General features: G+C 46.1%; 11 protein-coding genes. 9 read left to right on the top strand and 2 right to left on the bottom strand.

Annotated elements, in window-relative coordinates; genetic code table 11:
• The first annotated feature begins 87 nt into the window (after positions 1–87).
• The 3 genes from A8708_RS01180 (at position 88) to A8708_RS01165 (ending at position 3,396) form a co-directional block, all read left to right on the top strand.
• Positions 88–1,434 carry an extracellular solute-binding protein gene (locus A8708_RS01180; protein ID WP_068661712.1) on the top strand — a complete coding sequence of 449 codons (1,347 nt, stop codon included), beginning with the start codon at positions 88–90 and terminating at the stop codon, positions 1,432–1,434.
• Between the two features lie 167 nt (positions 1,435–1,601).
• Entirely contained in the window at positions 1,602–2,477 is an 876-nt protein-coding gene (locus tag A8708_RS01170; protein ID WP_068661710.1) for a carbohydrate ABC transporter permease, read from the top strand.
• 64 nt (positions 2,478–2,541) lie between these two features.
• Positions 2,542–3,396: a carbohydrate ABC transporter permease gene (locus A8708_RS01165; RefSeq protein WP_068661740.1), complete on the top strand. Its 855-nt coding sequence runs from the start codon at positions 2,542–2,544 to the stop codon at positions 3,394–3,396.
• A 949-nt stretch (positions 3,397–4,345) separates the two neighbouring features.
• Here A8708_RS01165 and A8708_RS01160 read toward each other — a convergent pair.
• Positions 4,346–5,197, bottom strand: coding sequence for an SDR family oxidoreductase (locus A8708_RS01160; protein ID WP_068661709.1), 852 nt, complete (start codon positions 5,195–5,197; stop codon positions 4,346–4,348).
• 266 nt (positions 5,198–5,463) lie between these two features.
• On the opposite strand from A8708_RS01160, the gene A8708_RS01155 reads away from it, so the two are divergent.
• Positions 5,464–5,919, top strand: a complete 456-nt coding sequence (locus A8708_RS01155) for a GNAT family N-acetyltransferase (protein ID WP_068661708.1) — start codon at positions 5,464–5,466, stop codon at positions 5,917–5,919.
• A 679-nt stretch (positions 5,920–6,598) separates the two neighbouring features.
• On the opposite strand, the gene A8708_RS01150 is transcribed toward A8708_RS01155, so the two are convergent.
• The gene (locus tag A8708_RS01150; RefSeq protein WP_068661707.1) at positions 6,599–7,396 is read right to left on the bottom strand and encodes a Cof-type HAD-IIB family hydrolase; all 798 of its coding nucleotides are present in this window, start codon (positions 7,394–7,396) and stop codon (positions 6,599–6,601) included.
• Between the two features lie 117 nt (positions 7,397–7,513).
• Between A8708_RS01150 and A8708_RS01145 the strand changes: the two genes are divergently transcribed.
• The 5 genes from A8708_RS01145 (at position 7,514) to add (ending at position 12,666) form a co-directional block, all read left to right on the top strand.
• Positions 7,514–8,209 carry a DNA alkylation repair protein gene (locus tag A8708_RS01145; RefSeq protein WP_068661706.1) on the top strand — a complete coding sequence of 232 codons (696 nt, stop codon included), beginning with the start codon at positions 7,514–7,516 and terminating at the stop codon, positions 8,207–8,209.
• 87 nt (positions 8,210–8,296) lie between these two features.
• Positions 8,297–9,307 carry an ABC transporter substrate-binding protein gene (locus tag A8708_RS01140; protein ID WP_239696482.1) on the top strand — a complete coding sequence of 337 codons (1,011 nt, stop codon included), beginning with the start codon at positions 8,297–8,299 and terminating at the stop codon, positions 9,305–9,307.
• A gap of 14 nt (positions 9,308–9,321) precedes the next feature.
• The gene (locus A8708_RS01135) at positions 9,322–10,362 is read left to right on the top strand and encodes a FecCD family ABC transporter permease (protein ID WP_068661705.1); all 1,041 of its coding nucleotides are present in this window, start codon (positions 9,322–9,324) and stop codon (positions 10,360–10,362) included.
• Between the two features lie 12 nt (positions 10,363–10,374).
• Entirely contained in the window at positions 10,375–11,403 is a 1,029-nt protein-coding gene (locus tag A8708_RS01130; protein ID WP_068661738.1) for a FecCD family ABC transporter permease, read from the top strand.
• Between the two features lie 225 nt (positions 11,404–11,628).
• Positions 11,629–12,666 carry an adenosine deaminase gene (gene add, locus A8708_RS01125; protein ID WP_068661737.1) on the top strand — a complete coding sequence of 346 codons (1,038 nt, stop codon included), beginning with the start codon at positions 11,629–11,631 and terminating at the stop codon, positions 12,664–12,666.
• Positions 12,667–12,787 lie beyond the last annotated feature (121 nt).

Below are 12,787 nucleotides of genomic sequence, written 5' to 3'. Positions count from 1 at the left end.
ACATTGTCCCCTATACTAAAGGAGTAACGGAGAGAGCTTGCAAGTAGTGGAGCTAGTTGCTACGAAACTTTTAGGAGGTCCGAACGAATGAAAAAGTCATTTATCGTTACACTGGCGGCTGCGATGTCACTTTCGTTGATAGCAGGTTGTGGGTCGAGTGGAACTACAGATGGGGCACAAGGCAGCACGGCACCAGCTAAAACAGAGACAGCGAAACCTGGTGAGAAAGTGAAGCTTTCGATCTGGCACAACTATACAGGCGAAGATACACGTGCCAAAACGATGCGCGAATATATGGATAAATTCAAGAAGGATCATCCGAATGTGGAGTTGGATATTCAGGGGATTCCACCCGATGGGTACCGTCCGCGTCTTAAAACCGTAGCGGCAGCGAATGAAATGCCGGATCTGTTCGTGATGTGGCCAGGCGTAATGACGAAGGAATTCGTCGGTGGGGACTTGATCCAACCGATCAATGAGCTTCTGGATAGTAAAGCAGAGTGGAAGGGCAACTTTATGCCAGGTTCCTTCGACGATTTCACGATTTCTGGCAAAACATATGCAGCGCCAATGGCCTTATCGCCAACATCCATTCTTTATTACAACAAAGAAATCTTCAACAAATATAACGTTCAACCCCCGAAAACGTGGGACGACATGATGAAACTGGTGGATACGTTCAAAAAGAATAACGTAACGCCAATCGCGCTCGGCAACAAAGCGGCATGGGTTGCACAATCGAGTATCCTAAGCTCCTTGGCTGACCGTGTGACAGGAACTGAATGGTTCTTGAAGGCTGTTGATCAAAATGGGGCGAAGTTTACGGATCCTGAATTCGTTCAATCCTTAACGTACCTGCAACAGCTTGGCAAAGCAGGCGCTTTCCAAGAAGGGTTCAACAGCATTGATAACACACAGATGGAACAAATGTTCGCGCAAGGAAAAGCCGCGATGATGATCGATGGCGGTTGGGCATTGCCGAACCTAGCAGCTAGCGCTTCCAAAGAAGCGCTTGCGAACATGGCCGTTACCGTATTGCCATCCGTACCGAATGGGAAGGGTGATCCGAACACACTCTCTGGTGTTGTTGGAACAGGTTTAGGTATGAGCAAAAAAGTAACTGGCGCACAAAAAGCTGCCGCTTACGAGCTGATCTACGCGTTGTCTGGTCCAGAAGCACAGAAAGCGATTTTAGAAGGCAATCAGCTTGTTAGTTACAAAGTAGCTTTGGATACAAGCAAAGTAACTTCCCTCTTCGCTGAAGTTTACAAAATGATGGGCACCGTGAAAATGACGCCTGTTTATGACGGCAGACTGAGCTCATCCAGCGCAGATGTGGTGAACAATGGACTTCAAGAGCTTCTAATGGGCGGTAAGCCAGAAGATATTGCGAAGAAAGTGCAAGATGCGCAAGCGAAAGCTATCGGCAAATAAGGTTAGCGAAATAAACGACTACGCCGTCCTTTAAAGGACGCGAGCGTTTATCTAGACAAATAGCAGACTTATCATGTGAAACATATAAATTCTTATTTGTGCCAAAGGACTTCAGCCTCAGCTCGGCTGGAGTCTTTTTTCCAAAAAAGCTTACAAGGAGGGGCATCATGAACGTGTCCGCAAGAATGAGAGGATTCATCACCATAGGGCTCCTTCCAGCCTTAATCATCTATTTGTTTTTTGTTATCGTTCCCCTGTTCTGGTCGGCGTACTATGGCTTCTTCGATTGGAAAGGCATTGGCGCAGCGAAGTTTATTGGGATGGATAACTATATGGAGGTATTTACAGATCCGATCTTCTGGAAAGCTTTTAAAAATAACATGCTTATCGTTGCCGCTTCCGTCTTCGGGCAGGTTCCGATCGCTATGATCTTAGCGCTGCTCTTGATGCGCAGCACGCCTTTTCAACGTATCATTCGAGCTTCCGTCTTTATGCCCATGGTATTATCTTCTGTTGTCGTCGGGATTATCTGGGGTTACATCTACCACCCGCAAATCGGTATTCTGAACTTCTTGCTTGATGGTGCCCATCTTGATAGTTGGAAGAAAGCTTGGCTCTCCGATCCGAAAGTATCGATGTTCGCGCTGATGGTGCCGATCATCTGGAATTATATTGGTCCTTACATGATTATGTTCATTGCTGCCTTACAAAATATTTCACCTGAAATTGAAGACGCTGCCCAGTTGGATGGTGTCGGACCCGTGCGTAAACTATTTGCCGTCACATTGCCAATGATTTGGGATACGGTGAAGGTAGCGATCGTGCTTTGTATTTCAGGCTCTTTGAAAGCCTTCGATCTGATCTATGTCATGACAGGCGGCGGCCCTGCGCATTCTACGGAATTGTTGGCATCCTATATGTACAACAGCACTTTCAATGTGTATCGTTTCGGATTCGGCAGTGCATTATCTACAGCGATTATTATTCTTAGCTTGCTTCTGATCGTGGGCAGTCAATATCTCATGAAGCGAGACTATCGTTAGGCAGATCAACTATTATCATCATTCATCTCTTGTAGGAGGGACATCTATGAAGCAGGTTGTAGCGATGCAGACGGGTATTCCCGCTGGAGCTAAACAACGTAAAGTATGGACGCGCGGCGCCATCAATACCGTTCTATCCTTGTATGCACTGGTCACGTTGTATCCATTAATATGGTTATTTATTAGTGCTGTTAAATCAAATGAAGAATTTTATTCCCGGCCTTTTCTGCTGCCAACCGTATGGAAGTGGGATAACTTAGTCCGCGCATGGAAAGTCTCGGGAATGGGCCTTTCCTTATGGAACTCCACCGTTGTAACGGTAGCTTCCTTAGTGCTGACACTGATTCTTGGCGCTTTAGCGGCCTTTATTATCGCGCGTTTTGAGTTTAAGTTGAAGGCATTCTTCACAGGTTTGTTCCTGCTAGGCATGCTCATTCCGATTCATAGCACACTTGTACCGCTATTTATTATTATGAAAAAAGTAGGGTTGTTGAACACGTACGGTGCACTTATTTTGCCCTATGTCGCATTTGAATTGCCATTAGCCATCTTCATCGTAGCTGCGTACTTAGTGAGTATTCCCAAAGAAATCGAAGAGGCCGCGCTGATCGATGGTACGGGCTACTGGGGCATTTTCTTCCGCATGATGCTTCCGCTCAGTGTTCCTGCGTTATCAACCGTTGCCATTCTGGGCTTTCTCCGGTTCTGGAACGACTTCGCTTTTGCATTGGTCTTCATTAGTAAGCCTGCACTCAAAACCGTACCGCTCAGCCTATCCGCCTTCGCCACAGGCTACATGACCGATTACGAATTGACGATGGCTGCACTAGCCATTGCCGTACTACCGACGATTATCGTGTTCCTGCTGTTCCAGGAACAGATAATGAAGGGTATGACCGCAGGGGCTGTGAAGGGGTAAGGGTAAGCCTCAGTGAGTAAATGCTTAAATACAAGCTGAGCGTCAACGTTGGGAGACGTAAATGTTAGGGATAATTGGCGGCGCTCGATCTCATCCCACCACGAACGGGGATGTCGGTGAATCGATGGCCTAGTAAGTCAGGAACTCAACGAACTCCAGGATTACGTAGCTAACTGGTAAGTCAGTAGCACAGCTACTAAGTATCAACTTGGCGGGGTAGTAACACAGCAAGTTAGTGACACGGTACCCAGCAACCAAATAACGCAGCAAGTTGGTAACACGACGTCCAGCGACCAAGTAACTCAGCAAGTTAGTAGCACAGCGTTCAGCGACTTAGTAATTCAGCAAGTTTGTAACACAGCGTTCAGTGGCCTAGTAACTCAGCAACCCCAATAATATGCTGCAACCCGGCAACCCGCAAATCAGAAACACATCAACTAAGTATAACCGCCAATCCAACTCCTACAGCTAAGCTCAGACCACCCCGGCGGTAGCTAGAAATAGGCTTACAGATGAAGGGTTTACATCTGTAAGCCTATTTTATATGAAGAGTAGAGTAGAGTAGATCTGCCTACCAGCAACCAAATAGATGGAGAATATCCAGTTATTTCTACCTAATTCCATTGGAAAAGGAAGATAACTGGATTTTCTCCATCTAATTTTAACTATTTCTAATAAACAGCACGATTCCTCATATTTAGATGTACATTTTCCATTTATTTCATCAAAATCTCTAAAATGTATAGATTTAGATGTAGTTTTTCCAGTTAATCCACCCAACAGATGCGCCGAATTGTCAAATGCCCACTTATTTCTCCATTTTCTTAGCTAGGGACATATTCTAGTCGATTTAGTTGTGTTATTTGGGACTAACTAGGGTTTGTTGCGGCAGATAGCAAGATTAATTCGATAAAACCTGACTAATCCGCAATCGGCGAGCAATCCAACCCTACGATTTCCCCTTGCGGGTCATCTCCGCAAGGGAAACCCACTGCTCATCGGTTACCTCGAGCAGGTCATTGAATTGCCCGGCGCCTTGCAGCCACTCGCCGCCGTCAATCGTGATCACTTCGCCGTTAATATACCCGGCGAAGTCCGAAATCAGATAAGCGGCGAGGTTCGCCAGCTCATCTTTTTCCCCAACGCGCCCCAGAGGGACGCGGTGCAAGAGCTTCTGCGACAGCTCGGGCGTGGGAGCCAGCCGGCTCCACGCGCCATCGGTCGGGAACAGCCCCGGCGCGATCGCGACTTGCCGGATCCCGTACCGCGCCCACTCGACGGCGAGTGAGCGGGTAAGAGCAAGTACGCCGGCCTTCGCGGCGGCGGAAGGCACAACAAAGGCGGATCCGGTGGAGGCATAGGAGGTGACGATGTTCAGCATCGTACCTCCTATGCCTTGCTCGATCCACCGCTTACCCAGCTCCAATGTGGTGTAGAACGTCCCGTGGAGCACAATGTTCAGCACCGCATCGACCGCTCGCGGTGATAAATGCTCAGTCGGGCTGGCAAAGTTGCCCGCCGCATTGTTGATCAGCACGTCGATGCGACCGAAGTGCTGTTCCACGGCCGTGATCATGGCAGCTACCTGCTGCGGATCACGGACATCGCAGGGATGGTAGAACACATCCCCGCCGTCACTACTCATTTCTGCCGCAGCTTTCGCCAGTACCTCTTCACGCCGACTCGTGATAGCAAGCTTTGCGCCGAGCGACAGGAATTTCTCACCCATCGCGCGGCCAAGCCCTGTGCCGCCGCCGGTAATCAGTATGACTTTATCCTGGAGTAATGCGCCATCGAACATAGGATACACGCTCCTTTTTTACCTCATGGCTATGGATATTAAGCATATGAAATCTTTATACCCTTAAAGAAATAGATAACGCTTACATAATTACTAATAACTCATGTTCTCATACCAACAACCTTACTGTCTAGTACCTATAGTTGCATTGTCACAGTACACAATCAGTGCTCTCCCTATTGTGCTTCATCCCAAGAGTAGTTGTAATTGACCGTTGTAATGTTGTATTCTAGTGATTAAAAATTAGAGACAGAGGAGAGGCCGTTATGGAGATCAAAGTGGATGACTTATCGGGTCCTGAAGTAAGAGCGCTCATTATGGAGCATCTTCTACATATGCAATCGTTATCCCCGCCAGAGAGTACACATGCCTTAAATCTGGATGGATTGAAGAAACCTGGTATCACATTTTGGAGTGGTTGGGAACAAGGGGATTTAGTCGGTTGCGGGGCGATCAAGGAATTGGATCGTCAACATGGCGAATTAAAATCCATGCGAACTTCCGCAGCACATCATAGGAAGGGCGTTGCGAGGCAAATTCTCGATCACATTATTAATGAAGCGAAACAACGCGGCTATACGCGAATTAGTTTAGAGACAGGCTCCATGGAAGCGTTCGAACCAGCTAGGAAATTATATGAAAAGTTTGGGTTTACCTATTGTGGACCATTCGCGGATTATACAGATGACCCATTAAGTTCATTTATGACGTTGGAATTATAAGCGCGTGATAGCGGAGACCTTCAGGATGTTGCTGGAGGTCTTTTTTGGATGGTGGCGTAGTCTTACAAGAGGGGTTAGAATTCTTTAATATCAAAATGGCCATATTCTGAATTGAAATGAGAATAAATAATATATTGTAAATAAAATCATATTAATGGAAAGTCCAAGTAAATAAGATGAAAATTTTATGTTTAGTAGTTTGATTGTCATAAATAGTAGCACTCCACTAAGGCCAATCCATACATAAACAACATCCGAAATATGAGATATGAAGCCATAAAAAAAGGCTAAGTTCATAATGGGGAACAAAAACCACCCAACTGAGCAGGAATATTGATTTAGTTTTGCATATATAAACAAAGCAAGAAAGTACACGATAAAAATTAAACAACAAATAAAAAGTAAAATGAAAATGATCATGCATTCAAATTCCATGCAAGGAATGGCCCATATCAAGTTGAGCAATATTACCATTAGAATTACACCAATTAAATTTGCTCTAAATATCCTATTTGTATGAATTGTAGTTCCCACCTAACTTATTTCATTAAATTAATAATAGGTTAGTGTTAATTCTCAAGAAAGTACTATATTTTTATAGTACTATTAAGTTATCTTCTATCCACACAAAAAAGAGGTCCCCAAGGACCTCTTTCTCTCATTTCATTTCGTCCACGGATCAATCCGCCAAAACAAACTTCTCCAACACATGCCTCACGCCATCCTCGTTATTGCTCTTCGTCACGAAGTTCGCCAACGCTTTCAGCTCAGGCAGCGCATTCTCCATGGCAACGCCGAGGCCAGCCACTTCCAGCATTTCCCGATCATTCCAGGCATCGCCCAGTGCAATTACTTCATCTAATGAACATCCGATGTGCTCAGCGAGGAACGTGATCGCATGTCCCTTCGTACCTTCCTTATGCATAAACTCCAAATAGTGCGGTTTGGATTTCGTGATATGCAGTTTATCTCCCAGTAGAGGGAGAAGCTCCTCACGAATTTGGTCGCAAACCTCCGGTTTGTCCACGATCAGCAGCTTTGGCTGCGGGATATCGATCCATTGACGCAAATCACCAATGATATAAGGTGTCTTGGACAAGCTCACATAGTTTTTGATCTTATCGTTATCCTCAGCTGCATAAAGCTCATCCCCATGGTAAAGCTGAAGATGATAGTTGTTCTTCTCACAATAATCGAGAAGGAAGCGGGCACTCTCCACAGGGACGGTGCGCTCATAGAGGACGTTCTCGTCCAATAAGTTTTTGATCAAAGCCCCTTGATACGTAATGATGGGCACGTTGAGTCCGATACGATTGGCAATTTTGGCAGCAGAAGGGAAGCTTCTTCCTGTGGCGATAGTGACCGTTACCCCTTTGGCAACAGCTAGATGCATAGCTTCAATTGTCTCTTGTGAAATCGTCAAATCATCACGCAACAGCGTATCATCCAAGTCAGCAGCAACTAATTTATACGTCATGTTTCTCACCGATCCTATTCATCATCTCTATTAAAATTCTGCTAATAGCATACCCGAATTGCTAGCGAATTGCTACAATAAGTGCATATGAGACAGCTATAAGGAGGCACTTTCACGATGACATCCCCCTACACGATTAACTTGGAAAAATGGCTTAGAGCGCATGCAAATACGGAAAATGCACCAAGCATGGAAGCGTATATGAAGAATCATTTTCCATTCCTCGGGATTCGTAATCCGGAGCGCGTTTCTCTGACCAAACAATTCACGAAGGAGCATGGCTTTCCGAAAGGGGAGGAGGCTGTTCGCGTCGCTCAAGAGCTTTGGTCCTTGCCTGAGCGGGAGTTCCACTACACGGCTATTATGATACTTCTGCAAATAAGAAAAACAGTACATGCTGCGCACATTGATGTGCTGGAGTCTTACATCGTCACCCAATCCTGGTGGGACACGGTAGATACGGTGGCGGATCACCTGATCGGTTATCATCTCCAACGGTTTCCAACGTTAATCCCAGACTACGTAGAGAAATGGTTAGCTTCCAATCATATGTGGCTTCAGCGAACAGCGATTTTATTTCAGTTGAAATATAAAGAGAAGACCGATGTGCCGCTGCTGTTTCACTGCATTACAACGATGGCTGATTCGAAGGAGTTTTTCATCCGCAAAGCGATTGGATGGGCACTGCGTGAATATTCCAAGACGGATGCGGAGTCTGTGCAAACGTTCGTCGCCAATCATGACTTATCACCCCTGAGTGTACGTGAAGCACTGAAGGTCATTCACAAAAAACAAGGAAATACTGGGATATAGCTGAATTTGTTGACATTGATAATCATTTTCATTATTATGAATTGAGAATCAATATCATACATAATTAGATACTCAGGAGGGTCCACCTTGTCACGTTTCAATACAACTAAAACTACTAAAGTTACATTCACTGTCCTTTCCGTATGTATGGCCGCTCTACTCGCAACAGCTTGTGGAAGCGATAAAGAAGCAGCGAGCACAACAACACCTGCAACGTCAACTGCTCCGGCAGCTACTGCAGCAGTGACAGCGACGCCTGCGCCTGCCCTAGATAAAGTTCTTAAAGATAGCATGGGACACGACGTGAAAGTACCCGCCAATCCGAAAGCAGTCATCGCTTCCTACTTGGAGGATCCGCTTCTCACACTAGGCATTAAACCGATTGTTCAATGGTCGGTTAAAGAAACAAGCGTGCAAGATTATTTGCAAACACAGTTAGCTGGTGTTCCTCCCATTGCGTCCACGCTTCCCGTGGAATCCATATTGAAAGTTACTCCGGATTTCATGATCGTTGGCAGTGAGTCGGCGGTTGAGAAAGGTCTATATGAGCAGTACTCCAAAGTTGTACCGACATTTGTGCTCGGCAGTGAAGTAATAGCGGATTACCGTAAGACGCTTTTGAAAATGGGCGAAATTCTTAATAAGACAGATGCGGCGAACGCAGCGCTCAAAAAATATGATCAAAAAGTAACAGAAACAAAAGCAAAACTTGCTCCCATTATTGGGGATAAAAAGGTTGCCATTCTATGGGTAACGAATAAAAACTTTTATGTCGTTAATGGTAAAGTTGCCAGCGGCGCGGTTGCTTATGGAGACCTTGGGTTGAAACTGCCTAATATTTTGGCCGTACTGCCTGAAGCGAAAGCTAATTGGGTGCCAATCTCACTAGAAAAACTTGCTCAATTAGACGCAGACTATATTTTCTTGGTTAACAGCGATAAAGGTCAAGCAGGCAACTTGGAAGATCCACTGTGGAAGAACGTTCCCGCTGTGAAATCAGGTAAAGTATTTGAAATAGACAAGACAAGTAGCTGGTTGTACAACGGTGTCATCGCTGGCGAGCGTGTGATGGACGATATCGTTAAACTTATTAAATAATTGGGGGTTAAGGTATGACGGGTTCAAAAAGCCAAGTTCCCGCAAGCCATCCTCCATTGAAATCCCGTCCATTGACTGCATCAGCCATTATTTTTGGTGGACTGGCTTTGTTGCTGATTAGCCTGATTGCCTCTATTTCAGTTGGGGCAGCAGATATCTCTTTCGGCGAGGTATGGCAAGCCATCTTTCAATTTAATGGGGATTCAACTCAGCATTTGATCATCCAACAATTACGGCTTCCACGAGCAATCGCTGGCGCTTTAGTTGGGGCTGCTTTTGCTGTGGCAGGGGCGATTATGCAAGGTGTTACACGCAATCCGTTATCGGACCCGGGTATTCTTGGTATCAACGCAGGTGCAGGCTTCATGCTTGCCCTGTGTTTTGCCTTTTTACCGCATCTGCCATTTCATTATGTCATTCTATTCTCATTCCTCGGTGCTGCAATAGGGACGGGACTTGTCTATGGCATTAGTGCGTTGGCCAAGGGTGGCGTAACACCTGTTCGAATCGTTCTGGCGGGGTCTGCTGTCAGTGCCTTACTCGTGGCACTCAGTGAAGGGATTGCGATTTCCTACCATATTGGTCAGGATCTCGCTTTTTGGTTTGCAGGAGGAGTTGCGGGTACGAAGTGGTTGCAAGTTGATATTATGGCACCTTGGATTATCGTTGCCTTACTTGGGGCAATGTTCATCTCACCCTGGATTACGCTGTTAAGCATGGGGGAAGATGTTGCAACAGGTCTCGGTCTGCGGACGGGGCTTGTGAAGCTAGCAGCCTTTGTACTGGTTCTAGTTCTCGCAGGTGCAGCAGTAGCAACGGTAGGGGCTATTGGATTCATTGGTCTTATTATCCCGCACGTTGTTCGTTATCTCGTTGGTGTTGATTATCGTTGGATCATCCCGACTTCTGCCGTATTAGGTGGATTGTTGGTTGTGCTGGCGGATATCGGAGCGCGCATGGTCCATCCGCCATTTGAAACACCGATAGGTTCCATTATTGCACTAATTGGTGTGCCCTTCTTCCTCTATCTAGCGCGTAAAAAGGGGAGGGATTAGAAAGTGGCATCCATGCAACCTGGAAGCATCAAGAAGCCGAGATTGGCTAAAGCGATCGCGGTGATGTCAATTTTAATAGTCCTCATTATTATTGTTTTTATTATAAGTATGAATACGGGCGTAATCCGTTTGAGTCCGCTTGAAGTGCTGCGAACATTTTTTGGAGGCGGTACTGCCAAACAAAGCATTATTCTATGGGATTTTCGACTTCCACGCATCGTGATTGCAATACTGGTAGGAGCTGGCTTAGCGGTTTCTGGAGCGATCCTGCAAGGGATTTCGCGGAATATGTTAGCTGACCCAGGGATTCTGGGCATTAATGCAGGAGCAGGACTTGCCATCATTCTGGTCGTATCCTTTTATCCCAATAATGTTGGGGCACCGCTATTCTTCATGCCGATGATCGCTATGCTTGGCGCGGGTTTGGCTGCTTTCTTGATCTATACGCTTTCGTATGTCAAAGGTAAAGGAATCTCTTCATCCCGTTTGCTCCTTGTGGGGATCGCGGTTTCCGCTGGTATTGCTTCCCTGATGATGGTTCTGAGCATTCGCTTGGATCCGACTGATTTTCAGTTCGTTCAGATCTGGTTAGCAGGGAGTATCTGGGGAACTAACTGGAAGTTTGTTGTCGCTTTATTACCTTGGATCGTCATTCTTATTCCATACGTCATATATAAAGCCAATGTGTTAAATGTATTGAATCTGGGAGAGATGACGTCTATTGGGCTCGGGATTAGAATGGAACGGGAACGACTTGGATTGCTAGCTGCAGCTGTTGCGCTGGCAGGCGCATGTGTCGCTGTCGGTGGTGGAATCGGCTTCGTAGGTTTGATAGGACCACACCTTGCTCGAAGGTTAGTTGGACCTAAGCATCAATTCTTGATTCCAGCTTCGGCACTCACGGGAGGGCTGCTGCTAATTGTCGCGGATACGATTTCTCGGGGGATGTTTCAGCCAACAGAAGTTCCGACGGGAATTGTGGCCGCTGTAATTGGAGCGCCATACTTTCTGTACTTATTAGTTCGAACGAGAGCTTCGTAAGAAGGCGAACATAGAGATCCACAGTAGGCTTAGTAGCCTGATGTGGATTTTTTTTCATTTTATAAGTAAAATAAGAAATGTTAGATAAGGTGACGCATATGATAAAATGGCAACATAGTGTAATGTATATTGACATAATCATCACATTAGATTAAAGTAATAAAAATTCTTCTCTAGCGCACTGGCGCCTACGAGGGACAACGGGAGAGATGGGAGATGGCTCACATGCGAACAAATGATTTGTTAGCGAGATTGCCGAAGGTGGATCTTCATTTACATTTGGATGGAAGTGTGAAGCCCGAGACGATCTTGGAGCTCGCTCTTGAGCAAGGCATATCACTCCCTGTCTATGATAAGGATGGGCTGATCCCGCATATGCGAGTGACAGACGATTGTGGCAGTCTGATTGAATACTTAGGAAAATTTGATTTTACGACGAAGTTTCTACAAACAGGTGCAGCTTTAGAACGAGTTGCTTATGAAGTCATAGAGCAATCCTTGGAGCATAACTGTCGCTATGTGGAGGTTCGCTTTGCGCCTCAATTGCATCGCAACATGGGGTTAACCTTGGAAGAGACCTTCCATTATGTCACCCAAGGATTAAAGCGCGCAAGGAGCGATTATGGGACGAGATTCGGTGTAATAGCTATTTGTATGCGAAATCACTCCTATGAGGATAATTTGGAAGTCATTGAAGCGGCCGCCAAATTTGTAGGGAAGGGCGTCGTTGCTGTTGATTTGGCTGGCGATGAGGCGAATTATCCGCCTGAGTTTTTCCGGGAAGTGTTTGCAAGATCACATAAGCTGGGCATTCCAGTTACTATTCATGCTGGCGAGGCTGCAGGTGCGGTTAACGTCTACGAGGCTGTCGCGCATCTAGGTGCCACCCGAATCGGGCATGGGGTGAGGCTTGGGGAGAATGCCGCTATTCTAGAGATGATCAAAGACCGCCGTATCCCATTGGAAATGTGTCCAATCTCCAATATCCAAACGAAGGCTGTGGCTTCCTGGGAGGCGTATCCGATCCGGGCGTACTTGGAACAAGGTTTGATCGTAACGATCAACACAGATAATCCTAGTGTGTCGGGAACCGATATTACGAAGGAGTATCGCACGATTGCCGACCGCTTCGCTTTTACAACACCGGAACTCGTGAAGTTGATCATGAATGGCGTGGAAGCCGCTTTTATGGAAGAACACGACAAAAGGATTTTTAGAAGCGAGATGGAAGCCGAGCTCATCAGCTTAGGTGTGTATAATTAAATGAAGGTGGAAGAGAATCTGTTGCGATTACGCAACAGATTTTTGTGCGCTTGGCAGCGCAACGACTAAGGAGTGAAAGTCTCCAGTACACCGCGAGGTGGCGGAAGTACATAGCCGACAG

The organism is Paenibacillus oryzisoli (assembly GCF_001653565.1).
GTDB lineage: Bacteria > Bacillota > Bacilli > Paenibacillales > NBRC-103111 > Paenibacillus_E > Paenibacillus_E oryzisoli.
Note: the sequence above shows the minus strand (reverse complement) of the source record. Positions and strands in the feature narration are given on the sequence as shown.

Coding starts and splice junctions, on each gene's coding strand:
- A8708_RS01180 (WP_068661712.1), top strand. CDS start 88: ATGAAAAAGTCATTTATCGTTACACTGGCGGCTGCGATGTCACTTTCG.
- A8708_RS01170 (WP_068661710.1), top strand. CDS start 1,602: ATGAACGTGTCCGCAAGAATGAGAGGATTCATCACCATAGGGCTCCTT.
- A8708_RS01165 (WP_068661740.1), top strand. CDS start 2,542: ATGCAGACGGGTATTCCCGCTGGAGCTAAACAACGTAAAGTATGGACG.
- A8708_RS01160 (WP_068661709.1), bottom strand. CDS start 5,197: ATGTTCGATGGCGCATTACTCCAGGATAAAGTCATACTGATTACCGGC.
- A8708_RS01155 (WP_068661708.1), top strand. CDS start 5,464: ATGGAGATCAAAGTGGATGACTTATCGGGTCCTGAAGTAAGAGCGCTC.
- A8708_RS01150 (WP_068661707.1), bottom strand. CDS start 7,396: ATGACGTATAAATTAGTTGCTGCTGACTTGGATGATACGCTGTTGCGT.
- A8708_RS01145 (WP_068661706.1), top strand. CDS start 7,514: ATGACATCCCCCTACACGATTAACTTGGAAAAATGGCTTAGAGCGCAT.
- A8708_RS01135 (WP_068661705.1), top strand. CDS start 9,322: ATGACGGGTTCAAAAAGCCAAGTTCCCGCAAGCCATCCTCCATTGAAA.
- A8708_RS01130 (WP_068661738.1), top strand. CDS start 10,375: ATGCAACCTGGAAGCATCAAGAAGCCGAGATTGGCTAAAGCGATCGCG.
- add (WP_068661737.1), top strand. CDS start 11,629: ATGCGAACAAATGATTTGTTAGCGAGATTGCCGAAGGTGGATCTTCAT.